Raw genomic sequence first — 18,807 nt, 5'->3', positions numbered from 1 at the left:
TTAGAAACTGTAATTCAGATTGAGACCGAACGTGGTGTTGGCCGTTTGAAAGCGGTCGGGTTTGTGCAGCGGTTTGGCGGCGAAAAAATCGTAAGAAAGTATTCCGCCCACTTTGCTTTGACCGCGCACACCTAAGGCCGCACCACTCAGACTTTGCCCCAACAGGTATTGCGCAGAAGGACCGGAGACACGGCCGGCGTCCAAACCCGCATAAAGCTGATGACTCGGATGATACTGCCAAGATAAATCGTTGCGCCAATACCAGCCGCGTTCGGCAGATAAAGTGGTTTCACCATCAAAACCGCGCACGGTATAACGGCTGCCGATGGCCAGTTTGTCTTGCGGCGTTAATGGTGTTTTGTTCCACTGTGCATGGAAGTTGCTGTCGAAGGCAAAGTTTTGCTGCCCGATTTTAAACGGCACATTCACACCGGTATCGGCAGTAAGGATTTTCATGCGGGACGTGCCTTCGCCGAAGGCTTCTTCGGGCGCAGACAGGCTGTTGTTCCGCCCCGTACCTCGTTTGTAACCCAAGCCCAGATTCAGCGTGGCTTGGCCGATGTATTCCTTGTGGCTTAAATTAGCAGACCAACCGGCCGTGCGGCGGCGTTGCACTTCGATTTCCGCATCATTGATAAAGCTGTGCGTTTCACGCTGCCACAATTTGAACGCGGCATGGGTTTTACGGCGGGCATCACGGTAAAGCAGGCGGCTCACGCCGACATCGCTGTTCCAGCTTTTACCGTTGTAGTCATACACCTCAGAATCGCCTGCTACCGCCTGATGATAACGGTAGTAGCTGTGGTTCCATGACCAAAGCCATTTGCCGAACGGTACGGAATAATGGAAAGCATAGCCGTTGGTACCGCCTTTGACCGTATGGCCGTCTGAATCGGTATCTGCCGAACGTGTGCCTAAATCACGGTTATACGAAGCGTAAAACAAATCACTCAAACCCAAAGGGTTATCGGCGGAGAAAGTCATATTGCCCTGATAGCGGCCGGTGGCCTTGCTGCCCGAATTGTCAAAACCCAAAGTCAGGCGGTAGGGAAGGGTGCGCTGCCGCCATTGCACCACCACATCACTCACATCCGCTTTTTCAGACGGCATGATTTGGATATCTGCCTCGGCAGTCGGAACGCGCTTGAGGTTTTCCAAACCCTGTTCCAAATCGCGCAGGTTCAACAGGCCGTCTGAATCAGCAGGAAATTCGTTTTGAAATGCGGTAATCCGACCGACATGGGTTTCTGCGGCATGGCTTTCATCAAAACGGATTTGACCGATGCGGCCGGGGAAGACAGTCAATTCCAATTTGCCGGAATTCAAATCCTGAGGCGCAGCCAAAATCCGCGTGGTGGTATAGCCGCGGTCAATAACGGCGTTTTGTGCTAACGTCATGATGTGGTTGATGCCTTGCGCACCCAGACACATGCCCGGTTGGAAGCCGGATTGTTTGATGGCTTTATTCAGTGCAAATTGGAATTTGGCGGCAGAATCGCCGATTAAGGTGATTTCTTGAACGGGGAAACAAGGCGTTTCGTTTTGAGGAAGCAGCAATGAAGAAACGGCTTCTGCGGTTCGGTCTAGGCGCACATCCGGTGCCGACTGCATCTGCTGCTCGAGTTGGCGCAAACGCTGCTGTTCCTGCCGGGCTTGTTCTTGCTGAATCAAACCGGCTTGTCTTTCGTCAGCCAGCGCGGGCATGGCAGCAGTTGCCAGCAAAGCGAACGACAACATCAATGAGCGGCAGTCTGAAGAATAGTGAAAGGCGGACATGCTTGGAACCTGTAAGGTGGTTGAGCGAGCCATGTTATTGGAATAAGGTAAAGAAAAGCAAAGTTTACATGATTAAAGGTTGGTTATTTGGATAGCCGGCCATTCCGATTTGCAATAAATTTGTTATTTTATTCAAAATAATCAATATTTTATTTTTGATTTACCTTGGTTTTTAGATGGGGGATGAATTGCGTGACAGTAGGTGGAATCCTAACCATTCCAGTTCAGGTTGCTGCCCATCAGCGCATATCGCGGCAAAACCCTGAATGAAATTGCCAATATCAGATAGAGAAAGGAAAGACGATGGCCATTGCCCATATCATCGAAGTGGAAGAATCGCCGGACTTGAGTGAATGCTCGGTGCGCCTGAGTTTCAGCGGCGGTACCAAGCTTCAGAGCAAGGAAGGGAAGACCGCATTTTACAGGAGCTTGGCTGTGGTTGAGGATGCGTTATCTGAATAACAAAAAGGGCAGCAAGATAGCTGCCCTTTTTGTTATTCTTCGTTATTCACTCAGTTATCATCACTGTCATTGAAGTACGAACAATACCAACGATTGCCAATATAGTCTGCATAGAAAATGGGGCTGACGTAGATTAGCAGTTAGGTTACACTCAAAAAATGAAGATAACCCATTACAACACAGTAAATCTACACAGCAAAAGTTGCTTCAGTTTTTTGTATTAGAAGTTACTGCTCGTTCAGCAGCGGATATACTCGGTATTCAATCTAATTGTGCTATGTTGTTTTACCGCAAAATCCGTCAAGCGATTGCCTACCATTTAGCACTTCAAGCAGACGAAGTTTTTGATGGCTCTATTGAGCTGGACGAAAGCTATTTTGGCGGACAACGCAAGGGTAAACGCGGTCGCGGTGCGGCTGGTAAAGCGGCTGTTTTTGGTATTTTAAAACGCAATGGTAAGGTCTATACCGTTGTGGTTGAAAACACCAAACAAGATACTTTACTACCTGTTATTAAAAGAAAAATCATGCCTGATAGTATTGTTTATACGGACTGTTACAAAAGCTGTGATGTGCTTGATGTGAGCGAATTTATTCATCATCGCATCAATCATTCACAGATTTTTGCAGAGTGTCAAAACCACATTAACGGCATTGGGAATTTCCGGAACCAAGCAAAACGTGTTCTGAGAAAATACAACGGAATTGACCGTAAATCTTTTCCCTTATTCTTGAAAGAATGCGAATTTTGTTTTAATTTTGGCACACTAAAATAGCAGTTAAAAATTCTGCGAATTTGGTGTGGTGTTTAGGGCTAATCTACGTCAGCCCCATATTTTATATGAATGAGCAAGCCGTAGCCTGCATGAAACCTAAAATCAATGTGTAGCAAGCGTAGGGTAGGCACTTGCTGCCCACCCAATTTAATATGGCTTTCTATATTTATTAAAACGAATGCCGTCTAAGAAATCCCAATCTTTCAGACGGCCTTACTTTCTCTTTTCAAGTGCAACATCTGTTAACAGGGGTTGGAAGATATTCAAGAATAAAACACTTGGTGTTTCATAGCCAAGTGTTTTTCTTGGACGGTGGTTCAGTTCATCTTGAACCTGCCGGATTTCCTTCCCGCTGATTTTCCCGAAATCCGTCTGTTTCGGGAAGTATTGGCGTATCAGTCCGTTGGTGTTTTCGTTCGTTCCCTTCTCCCAAGAGTGGTAGGGGCGGCAGAAATAGGTTTCTGCTTTCAATGCGTTAGCGGTTTTCTTGTGCCGGTAAAATTCTTTGCCGTTGTCCATTGTAATCGTGTGTACCCTGTCTTTGTGTTTTTTCAATGCGCTGATGACGGCGTTGGCGGTGTCTTCGGCTTTGAAATTTTTGAGTTTGCAGATGATGGTGTAACGGGTAACGCGTTCCACCAGTGTCAGCAGTGCGCTTTTTTGGTTGGTGTCGGCTTCCCAGTCGCCGATGCGCGTTCTGTTGTTGACGGTTTCGGGACGGTGTTCGATACCGACGCGGTCGGGAACTTTGCCTCCGGTCCGTGTTTTGCTGCCGTATTTTTTACGGTAGGATTTGCTGCATATTCCGAGGTGTCGCCATAATGTGCCGCCGCTGTTTCTGTTTTGATGCAGGTAGCGGTAAACGGTGCTGTGGTGGAGTTTGATTTGGTGGTGTTTTTCGAGGTATCCGCATATTTGCTGCGGGCCGGGTTTTTGACGGACAAGGGTGTTGATCTGTCCGATGAGTTGTGCGGTCATTTTGTAGGAACTGCGCTTTTTCTGTTTGCGTTGGCGGCTTTGCTGTTGTGCCGGGGCGGCGCGATAGACTTGGTTTTGGCTATGGCGTTTGATTTCGCGGCTGATGGTGCTTTTGTGGTGACCGGGCGTTTGTGCGGTTTGTGTGATGGTTTGCCGGCGGTAATGATGCTGAATGTGGTATCGTTCGTCTTGGGTCAGTTGTGTGTAGCGCATTGCAATCTTTCTTGTCGGGAAAGGCAGTATGCTACCGTATACTGACCTTTTCTGTTTTGCAATGTTGCACTTGATAGGCGAATCCGCTGCCGTCTGAAACGTTTTCAGACGGCCTTTGATGTTATGTAAGGAATTGTTTGTTTATGTTTGTTCATGTATGATTGAAAACATTGATATCGACGATAGCCGGTGTTTTTGCCCGGCTTTTTGCATTTATCGTATTTATTCATAATAAAAAGCAGCTTGGTAAAAATTTAAGCGGCAAAGCGTTTTCACAAATTAATCAACAACGGAGTGTGTATGTCTGGCATGTTTTTCATTCAGTTTGCCATTGTGCTGCTGTGTATCTTAATCGGCGCAAGGCTGGGCGGAATCGGCTTAGGCGTGATGGGCGGTATCGGTTTGACAGTGTTGGCGTTTGGTTTCGGCATGGAGCCAACCAGTCCGCCGATTGATGTCATGCTGATGATTATGGCGGTGGTGTCTGCTGCGGCAGCTATGCAGGCCAGTGGCGGTTTGGATTACATGATTAAAATCGCTACACGTGTGCTGCATAAAAACCCGAAATACATCACTTTTATCGCGCCCATGGTGACGTGGACGTTTACCGTATTGGCAGGCACCGGCCATGTGGCTTATTCGGTGTTGCCGGTGATTGCCGAAGTGAGCCGTCGCAATGGTATCCGGCCGTCGCGTCCGCTGGCCATGGCGGTGATTGCATCGCAGTTCGCCATTGTTGCAAGCCCGATTGCGGCGGCAGTGGTGGCAACGGTGACTTATCTAGAGCCGCAAAACATCACCATGACAGATGTATTGAAAGTGACTATGCCGGCGACCCTTTTGGGTATCGGCTTGGCCTGTGTGTTCGTTAATAAATTGGGCAAAGATTTAAAAGACGATCCGCATTATCAAGCTTTGTTGCAAGCCCCGGATTATGTGAACGCGTATGCGGCAGATGAATTCGAGCATGTGGGTCTAAACGTTAGCCCGCAGGCGAAATTATCGGTCGGCATTTTCTTATTGGCGGCGGTGTTGGTGGTGATTATGGGTGCGTTGCCGGAATTACGTCCGGCATTCGGAGAAGAAGCCAAACCGATGGGCATGGCTCACACGATTGAGATTGTGATGTTGGCTGCGGCAGCGTTTATTATTTTGCTGTGCAAACCGAATGGCGACGACATCACACGAGGATCGGTGTTTCACGCCGGTATGCGTGCGGTAATTGCCGTATTCGGCGTGGCATGGTTGGGCGATACGCTGATGCACGGCCATTTGGCCGAAGTAAAAGAAGCCGTATCGCACTTGGTCGAGGCCGCGCCATGGACATTTGCCTTTGCTTTGTTTCTGTTGTCGGTATTGGTCAACAGCCAAGGTGCGACGGTGGCGACTTTGTTTCCGATTGCCATTTCCTTGGGTATCCCGACCGAAATCATTTTGGGCACTTTCGTGGCGGTGAACGGCTATTTCTTTATCCCGAATTACGGCCCGATTATTGCGGCCATCGATTTCGACAGTACAGGCACGACCAAAATCGGCAAGTTTATTTTTAACCACAGCTTTATGATACCGGGTTTATTGAGCATGGCGTTTTCTTTGGGCTTCGGTTTGCTGTTTGCCAAAATGTTTCTTTGATTCGATATGGAAAGGCCGTCTGAAATTTCAGACGGCCTTTATTTATAAATCAGTTGCAATATTTACTGATGTCGGCATCATAACGCTGTTTCAATGCTTCGCGGTTGTTGGCGCGGGCAGATTCGGCATAATCGCGGTTGAGACGGGCGGCTTTGCAGTTATCGTCTTTCATCGCTTGGTTGTTTTCGGCAATTTTTTGATTTTGGGCTTCAATCTGCTTATTAGCTTCAGTGATTCGTTGATTGAGCTGATCTTGCTCCGCAATAGAGCCTTCATTTGGTGCAGGGGCAGCTGCTTTTGCCGGCTGGTAAACCGTATGCGTACGCACATTCATAGTGTTGCTTCGTGCCGGTTGCAGGCGATGCGGCACATCGGAATAGGTGGCGGTGCCGTTGGTATTGCGCCATGTGTACACGCTGTTGGTTGAAGCGGTGGCGGCAGTGAAGGATAAACAAAGGGTCAGCAGGGTGTATGTCAGGGGCGTTTTCATAGGGTTTCCCGAGTAAAAATAAAAAGGGTATTTTATGTTGTTTTGGATATTTTACTTGGTTTTTAAGCGGAATGTCATAAAAATCAGCGAAAATTTAAGGTGATATGGTTGTTTTACGTGGCAGATTGTTCAAATTGTAAAAAATTAGTGCAAATGAGCAAGTGATTCTGTTAAGTCGATTCTTTACATGTTATAATGTCGTGCATCTTGCACAAACTGAAAGCCTGAGTATCATGCGTATCGTAGAAAAAGCCTATACTTTTGACGACGTTTTATTGGTTCCTGCACATTCAACCGTGCTGCCGCGCGACGTCAAACTTCAAACCAAACTCACCAAAGAAATCACCCTCAACCTCCCCCTGCTTTCTGCCGCAATGGATACTGTAACCGAAGCCCGTCTGGCCATTTCGATGGCGCAGGAAGGCGGTATCGGCATTATCCATAAAAACATGATGCCGGAGCTGCAAGCGCGCGCGGTGTCGAAGGTGAAGCGCCATGAAAGCGGTATTGTAAAAGATCCGGTCACCGTGGCGCCGGATGTGTTGATTGGCGATTTGCTGAAACAACGTGCCGAACGCAAACGCAAAATGTCAGGCTTGCCGGTAGTGGAAAACGGCAAAGTGGTCGGCATTGTGACCAACCGCGATTTGCGTTTTGAAGAGCGTTTAGATTTGCCGGTATCGGCCATCATGACACCGCGTGATCGTTTAGTGACCGTAGCCGAAGGCACCAGCATCGAAGAAGCCCGGGAGCTGATGCACACGCATAAAGTCGAGCGGGTATTGGTGCTGAACGAGCAAGATGAGCTCAAAGGCTTGATTACGGTTAAAGATATTCTGAAAAACACCGAATTCCCAAATGCCAATAAAGATTCCGAAGGCCGTCTGCGTGTCGGTGCGGCAGTGGGTACCGGCGGCGATACTGAAGCACGTGTCAAAGCCTTGGTAGAAGCCGGTGTGGACGTGATTGTGGTTGATACTGCCCACGGCCACAGCCAAGGCGTGATTGACCGTGTGCGTTGGGTGAAAGAAAATTTCCCGCAAGTGCAGGTAATCGGCGGCAATATTGCAACTGCCCAAGCGGCTTTGGATTTGGTGGCGGCGGGTGCCGATGCGGTGAAAGTCGGTATCGGCCCGGGTTCGATTTGTACCACCCGTATCGTGGCCGGTGTCGGTGTGCCGCAGCTGACGGCGATTCATAATGTTGCCGAAGCCTTGAAAGGTACGGGCGTTCCGCTGATTGCCGACGGCGGTATCCGCTTCTCCGGCGATATTGCCAAAGCCTTGGCTGCCGGTGCATACAGCGTGATGCTGGGCGGTATGTTTGCCGGTACGGAAGAAGCACCGGGCGAAATTGAGCTTTACCAAGGCCGTTCGTACAAATCTTACCGCGGCATGGGTTCGCTGGGTGCAATGAGCCAAGGTTCGGCCGACCGCTATTTCCAAGACAAAACCGACAGTACCGATAAATACGTGCCGGAAGGTATTGAAGGCCGCGTGCCTTACAAAGGCCCTATTGTGAACATCATTCATCAATTGATGGGTGGTTTGCGTTCGAGCATGGGCTACTTGGGTTGCGCCAGCATTAATGAAATGCACGAAAAAGCCGAATTTGTGGAAATTACTTCTGCCGGTATGAGCGAATCGCACGTTCACGATGTGCAGATTACCAAAGAAGCGCCGAATTACCATCGTTAATTTGTTAATCTGAATCAGGGCCGTTTGAAAAGTTTGCCTGCCAATGCTTTTCAGACGGCCTTTTGCACAATATCTGACTTTTCTGGCTATCAGGCCGTCTGAAAAACTGTTAAACTATAGCAGTTTGATTGAATCGGTTTGGCCAATGATTAAACCGATGCCAAGAGATTGATAAAAAGCTGCTGCTTGTCGATTCGGCTGGCCTTTTATGATGCCGTCTGAAAACGTCTGCAGCATTTCAAAAGCCGATTTTTCCCTTCCTTTTATTTGGAGAATGCTCATGAGCGCAATCGTTGATATTTTTGCCCGCGAAATCTTGGACTCACGAGGTAATCCTACCGTTGAGTGTGATGTGTTGTTGGAATCGGGCGTGATGGGGCGTGCTGCCGTACCAAGCGGTGCGTCAACCGGCCAAAAAGAAGCGCTGGAGTTGCGCGACGGCGATAAAAGCCGTTACTTGGGCAAAGGTGTGTTGACTGCGGTTGAGCACGTCAATAACGAAATTGCCCAAGCCTTGATTGGTGTGGATGCCAACGAGCAATCTTACATCGACCAAATCATGCTGGAACTAGACGGCACCGACAATAAAGGCCGTTTGGGTGCGAATGCGACTTTAGCCGTATCTATGGCGGTTGCCCGTGCGGCGGCTGAAGATGCAGGCTTGCCGCTGTACCGCTATTTGGGCGGTGCCGGCCCGATGGCTTTGCCTGTACCGATGATGAACGTCATCAACGGTGGCGAACACGCCAATAACAGCCTGAATATTCAAGAATTCATGATTATGCCGGTTGGCGCGAAATCATTCCGTGAAGCCCTGCGTTGCGGTGCGGAAATTTTTCACGCTCTGAAAAAATTATGTGACAGTAAAGGTTTCCCGACTACTGTGGGTGACGAAGGCGGTTTTGCCCCTAACCTGAACAGCCACGAAGAAGCGTTGCAATTGATGGTAGAAGCCACGGAAGCCGCAGGCTACAAAGCAGGTGAAGATGTGTTGTTTGCCTTGGATTGCGCTTCAAGCGAATTCTACAAAGACGGTCAATACCACTTGGAAGCTGAAGGCAAAGCCTACAGCAGCGAAGAATTTGCCAACTACTTGGCTGACTTGGCGGCCAAATACCCAATCATTTCTATCGAAGACGGTATGGATGAAAATGACTGGGACGGCTGGAAACTGCTGACCGATAAATTGGGCGGCAAAGTGCAATTGGTCGGCGACGACTTGTTCGTAACCAATCCGAAAATCTTGGCTGAAGGCATTGAAAAAGGTGTGGCCAATGCATTGTTGGTCAAAGTAAACCAAATTGGTACCTTGAGCGAAACCTTGCAAGCCGTTGATTTGGCAAAACGCAACCGTTACGCCAGCGTGATGAGCCACCGCTCGGGCGAGACCGAAGACAGCACCATTGCCGACTTGGCTGTGGCGACCAATTGCATGCAGATCAAAACCGGTTCGTTGAGCCGCTCTGACCGCATGGCAAAATACAACCAATTGCTGCGTATCGAAGAAGAATTGGCCGAAGCCGCTTACTACCCGGGCAAAGCCGCCTTCTACCAATTGGGCAAATAAGAATAGGAAGTATGTTGCATGAAGTGGGTGACCATCGTTTTATCCATCGCACTGGTGTGGTTTCAGTACAGCCTGTGGTTCGGTAAAGGCAGCTGGGGACATGCGGATGAGTTGAAGGAACAGCTTGCAGTGCAGGAAGAAAAAAACCAAACGCTCACTTTGCGCAATAATTTCTTAGCGGCGGAAGTGGACGATTTGGCCAACGGCCAAGAGGCCATTTCTGAAATCGCCCGCGTGGAATTGGGCTATGTGCAAGACGGCGAAACTTATTACCGTTTTATCGAGAGCAGCCGTTAAGAAATTCATTTCCTTATTGAAGGCCGTCTGAATATTCAGACGGCCTTTATCTTTTTACACTATTCATTCATCAAATGAATAAATCTTTTCTATTAACATTGAAACCCTTGCAAACCCACAGATTTGAGTTCAGTCCGAAGTTATAGCGGCACAGAAAGCGAAGACATACATCTGATAAGCAAGCTTTCGAGCAGAGCATAACGAAGAAATATGCTAAAAATGAGAGGTTTGCAAAAGTCTCGTCATATCGTTATGCCGTTTTCTCAATGCCTTTACAGTTCGCTTGGTTTGATATAAATCAAATCAGGCATATAATGCCGTAAGCCTTTCAACTTATCCTTGGTTAAACTTTAGCGATAGATTGTCGTTTGTTTTCATCTCAGGAATTTCTATGCCGCAAATGCGTTCCGACGATCTACTGAGCAGCCTGCTTTTGCCTTACCGCCGCCGCTTGTGGCTGCCGGTGGTTTTGGCGTGTGTATCGGTGGCTTTGTTGATAGTGCAAAGCGCGTTGTTGGCGCGCCTGTTTGCCGATTGGTTGAATGTTGTGGTAGTAGATGCGGCGGTTAACCGTGACGTATTGCTGCATATTTTACCGTGGCTGATGGCCTGTTTGCTGCTGCGACCGCTGTTAAACTTAGGTAAAGAGCGGCTGCTGCAAAATATCAGCTTGGAAACGCGCAGTGGCTTGCGGGTAAAATTATTAGATGCTTTGGCGAATTTAGGTCCGGCACGGCATCAATACGGTAACGACGGCGCATTGAGCACACAGGTTTTAGAGCAGGTTGATGCGCTCGATGGCTACATCAGCCGTTTTTACGTGCAAAGTTTGGCGGCGGTCATCACACCATTGGCGATTGTGGCGGCAGTGTTTTTTCACAGTAAACTGGCGGCCGGACTTTTACTGTTGACCGCGCCGTTGGTGCCGCTGTTTATGATTTTGGTCGGCAGCATGGCAGCCGATAAAAACCGCGAACAGCTAGACATATTGGCGAAATTGGGCGGGCGTTTTTTAGACATGGTGCGCGGTATGCCGACGCTCAGGCGGTTGCGGGCCACGGATTGGGCGCAAAAGCAGGTAGCACAAGCGGCTTCGCGCTATCAGCGCAAAACCATGGGCGTGTTGGCCTTGGCGTTTTTATCGGGTGCGGTATTGGAATTGTTTGCTTCGCTGGCGATTGCGCTGGTGGCCGTGTATCTCGGCTTGGGCTTGCTCGGCGTGTTGCCGTGGGCGCAGGGTGTCGTACCGGTGCCGTATGAAAGCGCGTTGTTTATTTTACTGTTGGCGCCCGAATTTTATCTGCCTTTACGCCAATTGGGCAGTGATTACCATGCCAAAGCACAGGCGCAGGCGGCGGCGGAAGTATTGCAACCTTTGCTGGCACACGCCAAGCCGGCTGATTTTTCAGACGGCTTATTAAATGAAGCAACTGCCCATCATGCGCCTGAAATTCTGTTGAACAACGTAAGCATTACTGATGGAGGACGGCAACGCTTGGCCGAATTTTCGCTGCATATTCCGCCTGCCGCTCGTATCGGCATTGGCGGGGAGAGCGGCATCGGTAAATCGAGTTTGCTGCAAGCCCTGCTTGGTTTTGCTGATTATCAGGGCGAGATTCTGATAAATGGTGAAGGCTATTGTGACCGCATTGCCCGCTTACGGCAGCAAACCGCTTATCTGGCACAATCGGCCACGCTGATGCGCGGCAGTATCCGCCATAATTTGCGCCTGGCCAAAGCAGATGCCAATGAAAACGAGATGCAGCAGGTTTTGGAACAAGTCGGCCTGTGGGATGTGATTGCCCGATTACCGCAAGGTTTGGATACGCTATTGGGTGAGCGCGGGCGCGGTTTGTCGGGCGGGCAGCAGCAACGGCTTTCCCTGGCGCAATTATTGCTGCGTAATTGCGGCTTATGGCTGCTGGATGAGCCTTGCGCCCATTTGGATGCGCAAACCGCTGCCGAAATTTATGCTTTGCTGGAGACGCTCAGCCGTGGCAAAACGGTACTGCTGGTGAGCCACGATTGGCAGGAAATCAATTGGCTGGACAAAACGGTGATTTTGGGGGCGGATCGTGGAAAAGCATAAATTCAGTTTGCGCGAATTGTGGCAGTCGCAAGCCGAAAAATGGTTGCCGGCATGGGCTTTGGGTGCGGTAACTTTATTGGCGACGACGGCTTTACTGGCGGTGTCGGGCTGGTTTATCAGTGCTGCTGCGGCGGCCGGTTTAGCGGCGATGGTCACAGCTTATACGTTTGACTATTTCCGCCCCGGTGCCATTATCCGCGCCTTGGCGATTATCCGCACCGCCGGCCGCTACGGCGAACGCTTGGCTTCGCACAATGCCGTGTTGGCGCTCTTGCGTGATTTGCGTATCCGCTTGTTTGCGAACCTGATGCAAGCTTGGAATAAGGAAAATGTTTCGGCGCAAATCATGCACCGCCTGACGGGCGATATTGATTTGCTCGACAATCTGCCGTTGCGTTTTTTTATGCCGTGGCTGTGGGCGTTGCTGCTTCAGACGGCCTTTTTATTGTGGCTGGCTCTGGTAGCACCGGATTTAGCGGCAGCGGTTGCTTTGCCTTTATTGCTGGCCGGCATCGTGTTGCCTGCCTTGGCTGCTGTTCATGGCAAAAAACTGGCGCGCGCCGATGCCGACCAAACCGAAGCACGCCGTATTTTGCTGCTTGAGCCTTTGCAAATGCTGACACCGCTGCTGCTATGGCGGCGCTGGGCGGATTACCGCCGTGAGTTTATCGCTGCCGATGAAGCCTACGGCCAATTGAAACGCCGCCGGCAAGCCTTGACTTCATTATATGGCTGGTTGCAACAATGTTTGCTGGCAGCAGTGGTCGGATTAATGATTTGGCAGGCCTTGCCTTTATTACAAACGCAGGATTTGAGCGTACCGGTATTGCTGGCGATGGTACTGGCGGTATTCGGGCTGAACGAAGCATTGTCGCCTTTGACAGCGCAATTCATGGCTTACGGTTTTGCCGCCGCCGCCCGCGACCGCTTGAATGAATTGGCCGTGCCGTCTGAAACGGTTTTGAACATGCCCAATCATGATGTTCAGACGGCCTTGAATAATATCAGCCATATCATTGTTCAGAATCTTTACGCCCGCTACACAGGCGCATTGAATGGTACGGAAAATATTTCCTTTGCACTGGCAAAAGGCGAAGCGCTGATTATCCGAGGTAAATCCGGTTGCGGTAAGTCGACTTTATTGGATGTGTTGGCCGGAGAGTTGCCGGCGCAATCAAGCCGTCTGAACATGGACGGGCGGGAATACGATTTTGCGGCGGTGAATTATTTGGCGCAGCAAGTCGATATTTTCGACATGAGCTTAGCCGATAATCTGCGTTTGGGCGATGAAAAGATGAGCGATGAAGACTTATGGCGCGTGTTGGCACAAGTGACACTGGCCGATTGGGCAAGGGCGCAACCGCAGGGTTTGCAAACGCCTTTGGGTGAATACGGTGCGGCGGTATCGGGCGGACAGGCCAGAAGAATCGCCTTGGCGCGCTTGCTGTTGCGGCCGAAGCCCGTTTTGCTGTTGGACGAGCCGTTTGCCGGATTGGACAAAGCCACGCGCGGGCATATTTGGCAGATATTGCGTGAAACCCAAGCCGATGGCTTTTTGATTGCCGCCAGCCATCATTTGCCGAACGATTCGGGTTATCGGGTTTTGGATATGGATAGTGAACCATTGTTCAGACGGCCTTGAGTATGGAGATATCAAGATTTTTGCAAAACTCAATTTAAACCAAGAAAAGCATGCCCGCCATTCCTGCGAAGGCGGGAATCCGGAATTTTAATCCTCCGCAATCTTTATAAATTTCCGGCGCTGATGAGTCCGGATTTCCGCCTTTGCGGGCATGACGGATTATGGGTTCCTCAAAAATTAGAAAAACAAATGATTAATTAATACTTTAATCCACACATTTTATTGATGAATTTTATTGATGATTAACACGCATATTTAAAGGAGTATTCCGTATGGATGTGATTGAGCTCTCGCGGCTCCAGTTTGCCGTTACGGTACTGTATCACTTTCTCTTCGTGCCGCTCACATTGGGTTTATCGTGGATTTTGGTGATTATGGAGGCCGTGTATGTGATGACGGGCAAGGCGATTTACCGCGACATGACCCGGTTTTGGGGCAAATTGTTCGGTATTAACTTTGCTTTGGGTGTCACCACCGGCATTACCATGGAATTTCAGTTCGGTACCAACTGGTCGTATTATTCGCACTATGTCGGCGATATTTTCGGCGCGCCGCTGGCCTTGGAAGGCTTAACTGCTTTCTTTATGGAAGCAACTTTGGTCGGGCTGTTTTTTTTCGGCTGGGACCGCATGACCCGCCGCCAGCATTTGCTGGTGACGATGTTTATGGCGCTGGGCACCAATCTTTCTGCTTTGTGGATTCTGGTGGCCAACGGCTGGATGCAAAATCCCGTCGGTGCGGTGTTCAATCTGGAAACCATGCGCATGGAAATGACCAGCTTTGCCGATGTGTTTTTCAATCCGGAAGCGCAAAATAAATTCGTGCACACGGTATCGGCAGGCTATGTCACCGGCTCGATGTTCGTACTGTCGGTATCGAGCTGGTATCTGCTGCGTAAGAAAGACATTGAGTTTGCCAAGAAAAGTTTCCGCATTGCGGCAGCGTTCGGTATGGCATCGATTTTATCGGTTATCGTGTTGGGTGACGAATCGGGCTACAGTATCGGCCATGCGCAGAAAACCAAGATGGCGGCGTTGGAGGCGATGTGGGAAACCGAGCCTGCTCCTGCTTCGTTTAACCTGATTGCCGTCCCCAACGAAAAAGAGATGAGAAACGATTTTGCCGTGCATATCCCTTATGTGATGGGCATCATCGGCACGCGTTCGTTGGATAAGGAGATTCCGGGCATTAAAGACATTGTGGCGGAAAACCGCCAGCGCATTGAATCGGGGCAGCAGGCCGTGACTGCTTTGGAAACGCTGCGCCAAAACCGTGATGATGCCGCCGCGCGTGATGTGTTTGAGCAGCACCGAGACAATCTCGGCTTCGGTTTGCTGTTGAAACAATACACTGACAATGTGGCCGATGCCACGCCGGAAATGAAAGACCAAGCCGCGCGGGAGACCATTCCGAAAGTGGCACCGCTGTTTTGGAGCTTCCGCGTGATGGTGTTCAGCGGTGTGGTGATGCTGCTCGTGTTCGGCTTGAGCTTCTGGCATTCGGTGAAAAATACCTTCGCCCACAAAAAATGGCTGCTGCGCTTGGCGGCGGTTTCGCTGCCGCTGCCGTGGATTGCGATTGAAGCAGGCTGGCTGCTGGCCGAATACGGCCGCCAACCGTGGACGGTTTACGGCGTGTTGCCGACGCATTTGTCTGCATCATCATTATCGGTAACATCGCTGTATGGTTCGCTGGCGGGCTTTATCGTGTTTTACACGGTATTGTTGGCGGTAGAAGTGTATTTGATGCGCAAATACATCAGCCAAGGGCCGGGTTCGCTCGGCACGGGGCGTTACGACAATGAAGCGCATTAAGGAGACAGGGAATGGATATTGTCAATTTCTTTGATTACGCCAGCCTGAAATTTGTTTGGTGGCTGCTGATTGGCTTTCTGATTGCCGGTTTTGCCGTGATGGACGGCCATGATATGGGTATCTGCACACTGTTGCCGTTTGTCGCCAAAACCGATGAAGAACGCCGCGTGGTGGTGAACACCATCGGTGCGACATGGGAAGGCAACCAAACTTGGCTGATTACCGGCGCAGGCGCAATTTTTGCCGCATGGCCGATTATTTATGCGACGGCGTTTTCCGGTTTCTACTGGGCGATGCTGGCAGTCCTGTGGGCGATGTTTTTCCGGCCGGTCGGCTTCAAATACCGCAGCTTGGTGAAAAATCCGACGTGGCGCAAAACATGGGACTGGGGCTTGTTTGCCGGATCGTTTGTACCGGCTTTGTTGTTCGGCGTGGCATTGGGCAATGTGATTCAGGGCGTGCCGTTTCACTTTGACGACACCATGCGCTCGTTTTACACCGGCTCGTTTTGGGCGTTGCTGAACCCGTTTGCCTTATTGTGCGGTTCGGTATCGGTGGCGATGCTGGTTTTGCACGGCGCGGTTTTCCTGATGAACAAAACAGAAGGCGCGGTTTATCGGCGTACGCGGAAGGTGTTGCTGCCTGCCTTAATCGCCACGCTGGTGTTGTTCAGCATCGGCGGCTGGCAGGTGGCTACGGGCGTGGACGGCTATGTCGTTACCGCCGGCACGCTCAGCCCGGATACGTTGCCGAATCCTTTGGGCAAAGAGGTAACCCGGCAAACCGGCGCATGGCTGAACAATTATCGGCAATATCCGCCGACCATGCTGGTGCCGCTGATTGCCTACGCCGGATTCACCATCGCTACGTTATTGGCGCGTATGGATAAAATGGGCTCGGCGTTTTTCTTCTCGGCCTTGGGCGTGATTGGCGTCATCGGCACATTCGGCGTGTCGCTGTTCCCATTCATTATGCCGAGCAGCAGCGATTTACGCTCGAGTCTGACCGTGTGGGATGCAACTTCCGGCCATCTGACCTTGGTGGTGATGCTGTTTTCCACCGTGATCATGATGCCGGTTATCTTGGCCTACACGTCGTGGGCGTATAAAGTAATGAGCGGCAAAGTCACGGTGAAAGACATCCGCGAAAACGATCACAGTGCGTATTAACACGTTCAGACGGCCTACTGATTTGGCGGCCATCTGAAAAAAGAAAGGAACAGACAATGTGGTATTTTGCATGGATTTTGGGTTTAGGCTTTGCCGTGTTGCTCTCTGTCATGAATGCAATGTGGGGCGAATTTGAACAAGACCGCGATAAGCTGTTTGCCAAAGAAGATGAGGCCGTCTGAAAACGGGTTCGTCCACATAAACTAAGATAACAAAATGCCGTCTGAAAACAGTTTCAGACGGCCTCCACGGATTGAAAACCGCCGTTCCATCCCTATCTTAACTTCCCATCAAATTCTTACCCGACGAGCCTTTCCGTGAGCGAAACCCAAGACTTCGGTTTAGATTTATTCTTAAAAAACCTGCCCAACTTACCGGGTGTGTACCGCATGTTTGATGCGGACAACAACGTATTGTATGTCGGTAAAGCGGTGAATTTGAAGCGCAGGGTGTCGAGTTATTTCCAAAAAAACGATTTATCGCCGCGCATACGCTTAATGGTGAAGCAGGTTCACCACATCGAAACCACGGTCACACGCAATGAAACCGAAGCCTTGATTCTGGAAAACAATTTCATCAAGGCCTTGTCGCCGAAATATAATATTTTGTTTCGCGACGATAAAAGCTATCCGTATTTGATGTTCAGCGGGCATGAGTTTCCGCAGATGGCGTATTACCGCGGCACCTTGAAAAAGCCGAACCGGTATTTCGGCCCGTATCCGAACGGCTATGCCGTGCGCGACAGTATTCAGATTTTGCAGAAAGTATTCAAGCTGCGCACTTGCGAAGACAGCGTATTCGAGCATCGCGAACGCGCCTGCCTGCTTTATCAGATTAAACGCTGCTCGGGGCCTTGTGCCGGCCATATTTCGCCAGAGGATTATCGTGCCGATGTGAATCAGGCAGCCACATTTCTCAATGGTAAAACCGACGAACTCACGCAAGTATTGCACCATAAAATGAATCGTGCGGCGGATATGCTGAATTTTGAAGAAGCGGCGAAATACCGCGACCAGATTCAGGCCTTGGGTGTGATTCAGAGCCGCCAATATATCGACAGTAAAAATCCGAATAACCCAAACGACATCGATTTGCTCGCCGCCGTGGTTTCAGACGGCCTAGTATGTATCCATTGGGTGAGCGTGCGCGGCGGGCGCCATGTCGGCGATAAAAGCTTCTTTCCCGATGTCCGCCACGATCCGGATCCCAACCTTCAAGATTACGCCGAAGCCTTTGCCGCGCAGCATTATTTAGGCAAAGACAAGCCCGACATCATCATCAGCAATTTCAGTTTGCCCGAAAGCCTGCAACAAGCCTTGATTGACGAGCAGGGCAGGCAGATTCAGTTTGTCACCAAAACCATCGGCGAGCGCAAAGTATGGATGAAAATGGCCGAACAAAATGCACGCATTGCCATCGGCCAGCGGCAGTTGCAGCAAAGCAGCCGGCAAAACCGCATCGAAGAATTGGCCAAAGTGTTGAATATGGATTCAGACGGCCTCAAACGCCTGGAATGCTTCGACATCAGCCACATGCAGGGCGAAGCGGCCATTGCGTCCTGCGTGGTGTATGACGAACAGGCCATGCAGCCCAGCCAATACCGCCGCTACAACATCACCACCGTAAAAGCCGGAGACGATTACGCCGCCATGCGCGAAGTGTTGGCGCGCCGCTACGGCAAAATGCAGCAGGCCGAAGCGAACGGCGAAGCAGTGAAATGGCCGGATGCCGTATTGATTGACGGCGGCAAAGGCCAAATCAGCGTGGCCGTGAGCGTGTGGGAAGAATTGGGCTTGACCATTCCGCTCATCGGCATTGCCAAAGGCCCCGAACGCAAAGCCGGTTTGGAAGAATTGATATTGCCGTTTACCGGCGAAGTGTTCCGCCTGCCGCCGAACAGTCCGGCGCTGCATCTGCTGCAAACCGTGCGCGACGAATCGCACCGCTTTGCCATCACCGGCCATCGTAAAAAACGCGATAAAGCACGCGTTACTTCATCGCTGACCGATATCCCCGGCGTAGGCAGCAAACGCCGCAAAGCCCTGCTGACCCGCTTCGGCGGCCTGCGCGGTGTGGCAGCAGCGAGCAAGGAAGATTTGGCGCAAGTGGAAGGCATCAGCAGCGCATTGGCAGAAAAGATTTACGAGCATTTGCATTAGCATATCCAAGAATGTTGGGTAACTTGTATCCGGCATTCTGAAAATGC

The 18,807-nt window shown here is 50.4% G+C and carries 16 protein-coding genes; 12 read left to right on the top strand and 4 right to left on the bottom strand.

Annotation, left to right across the window (positions count from 1 at the left end):
- Positions 1–1,776 (bottom strand): ShlB/FhaC/HecB family hemolysin secretion/activation protein, encoded by a 1,776-nt coding sequence (locus H4O27_RS06690; RefSeq protein ID WP_165007838.1) that lies wholly within the window; start codon positions 1,774–1,776, stop codon positions 1–3.
- Positions 1,777–2,079: 303 nt separating this feature from the next.
- On the opposite strand from H4O27_RS06690, the gene H4O27_RS06685 reads away from it, so the two are divergent.
- Both H4O27_RS06685 and H4O27_RS06680 read left to right on the top strand, forming a co-directional pair.
- Positions 2,080–2,238: a hypothetical protein gene (locus tag H4O27_RS06685; protein WP_165009914.1), complete on the top strand. Its 159-nt coding sequence runs from the start codon at positions 2,080–2,082 to the stop codon at positions 2,236–2,238.
- A gap of 202 nt (positions 2,239–2,440) precedes the next feature.
- Positions 2,441–3,013 carry an IS1595 family transposase gene (locus H4O27_RS06680; RefSeq protein ID WP_165009912.1) on the top strand — a complete coding sequence of 191 codons (573 nt, stop codon included), beginning with the start codon at positions 2,441–2,443 and terminating at the stop codon, positions 3,011–3,013.
- A 213-nt stretch (positions 3,014–3,226) separates the two neighbouring features.
- Here H4O27_RS06680 and H4O27_RS06675 read toward each other — a convergent pair whose 3' ends face one another.
- Positions 3,227–4,204 (bottom strand): IS30 family transposase, encoded by a 978-nt coding sequence (locus H4O27_RS06675; RefSeq protein WP_165009910.1) that lies wholly within the window; start codon positions 4,202–4,204, stop codon positions 3,227–3,229.
- A gap of 309 nt (positions 4,205–4,513) precedes the next feature.
- Here H4O27_RS06675 and H4O27_RS06670 point away from each other — a divergent pair, with 309 nt between their 5' ends.
- Complete coding sequence (locus H4O27_RS06670; protein WP_206222813.1) at positions 4,514–5,836, top strand: anaerobic C4-dicarboxylate transporter family protein; 1,323 nt, start codon at positions 4,514–4,516, stop codon at positions 5,834–5,836.
- A 49-nt stretch (positions 5,837–5,885) separates the two neighbouring features.
- On the opposite strand, the gene H4O27_RS06665 is transcribed toward H4O27_RS06670, so the two are convergent.
- Positions 5,886–6,326, bottom strand: a complete 441-nt coding sequence (locus H4O27_RS06665) for a DUF4124 domain-containing protein (RefSeq protein ID WP_165009907.1) — start codon at positions 6,324–6,326, stop codon at positions 5,886–5,888.
- 233 nt (positions 6,327–6,559) lie between these two features.
- On the opposite strand from H4O27_RS06665, the gene guaB reads away from it, so the two are divergent.
- Complete coding sequence (guaB, locus tag H4O27_RS06660) at positions 6,560–8,023, top strand: IMP dehydrogenase (protein ID WP_165009905.1); 1,464 nt, start codon at positions 6,560–6,562, stop codon at positions 8,021–8,023.
- Between the two features lie 114 nt (positions 8,024–8,137).
- Here the strand turns inward: guaB and H4O27_RS06655 are convergent, their stop codons facing one another.
- Complete coding sequence (locus H4O27_RS06655) at positions 8,138–8,305, bottom strand: hypothetical protein (RefSeq protein ID WP_165009904.1); 168 nt, start codon at positions 8,303–8,305, stop codon at positions 8,138–8,140.
- On the opposite strand from H4O27_RS06655, the gene eno reads away from it, so the two are divergent.
- The 8 genes from eno to uvrC all read left to right on the top strand — a co-directional run bounded on the left by eno (position 8,304) and on the right by uvrC (position 18,760).
- The gene (gene eno / locus H4O27_RS06650) at positions 8,304–9,590 is read left to right on the top strand and encodes a phosphopyruvate hydratase (protein WP_165009902.1); all 1,287 of its coding nucleotides are present in this window, start codon (positions 8,304–8,306) and stop codon (positions 9,588–9,590) included. The two genes, H4O27_RS06655 and eno, sit on opposite strands and share 2 nt — an antisense overlap.
- An 18-nt stretch (positions 9,591–9,608) precedes the next feature.
- Positions 9,609–9,887 (top strand): cell division protein FtsB, encoded by a 279-nt coding sequence (ftsB, locus tag H4O27_RS06645; RefSeq protein WP_165009900.1) that lies wholly within the window; start codon positions 9,609–9,611, stop codon positions 9,885–9,887.
- Between the two features lie 391 nt (positions 9,888–10,278).
- Positions 10,279–11,976 carry a thiol reductant ABC exporter subunit CydD gene (gene cydD, locus H4O27_RS06640; RefSeq protein WP_165009898.1) on the top strand — a complete coding sequence of 566 codons (1,698 nt, stop codon included), beginning with the start codon at positions 10,279–10,281 and terminating at the stop codon, positions 11,974–11,976.
- Positions 11,963–13,618, top strand: a complete 1,656-nt coding sequence (locus H4O27_RS06635) for an amino acid ABC transporter ATP-binding/permease protein (protein ID WP_165009896.1) — start codon at positions 11,963–11,965, stop codon at positions 13,616–13,618. The genes cydD and H4O27_RS06635 overlap by 14 nt, the downstream gene beginning before the upstream one ends.
- Positions 13,619–13,890: 272 nt before the next feature.
- Complete coding sequence (locus H4O27_RS06630) at positions 13,891–15,432, top strand: cytochrome ubiquinol oxidase subunit I (RefSeq protein ID WP_165009895.1); 1,542 nt, start codon at positions 13,891–13,893, stop codon at positions 15,430–15,432.
- 11 nt (positions 15,433–15,443) lie between these two features.
- On the top strand, positions 15,444–16,601 hold the full coding sequence (gene cydB, locus H4O27_RS06625; protein ID WP_165009893.1) for a cytochrome d ubiquinol oxidase subunit II: 1,158 nt from the start codon (positions 15,444–15,446) through the stop codon (positions 16,599–16,601).
- Between the two features lie 56 nt (positions 16,602–16,657).
- The gene (gene cydX / locus H4O27_RS06620) at positions 16,658–16,783 is read left to right on the top strand and encodes a cytochrome bd-I oxidase subunit CydX (RefSeq protein ID WP_165009891.1); all 126 of its coding nucleotides are present in this window, start codon (positions 16,658–16,660) and stop codon (positions 16,781–16,783) included.
- A 135-nt stretch (positions 16,784–16,918) separates the two neighbouring features.
- Positions 16,919–18,760, top strand: coding sequence for an excinuclease ABC subunit UvrC (uvrC, locus tag H4O27_RS06615; protein ID WP_165009889.1), 1,842 nt, complete (start codon positions 16,919–16,921; stop codon positions 18,758–18,760).
- Positions 18,761–18,807 lie beyond the last annotated feature (47 nt).

It is taken from the genome of Neisseria yangbaofengii (assembly GCF_014898075.1).
In the GTDB taxonomy this organism is placed as follows: Bacteria; Pseudomonadota; Gammaproteobacteria; order Burkholderiales; family Neisseriaceae; genus Neisseria; species Neisseria yangbaofengii.
The sequence above is the reverse complement of the archived record's forward strand: the minus strand, read 5'-3'. Positions and strand labels throughout refer to the sequence as shown.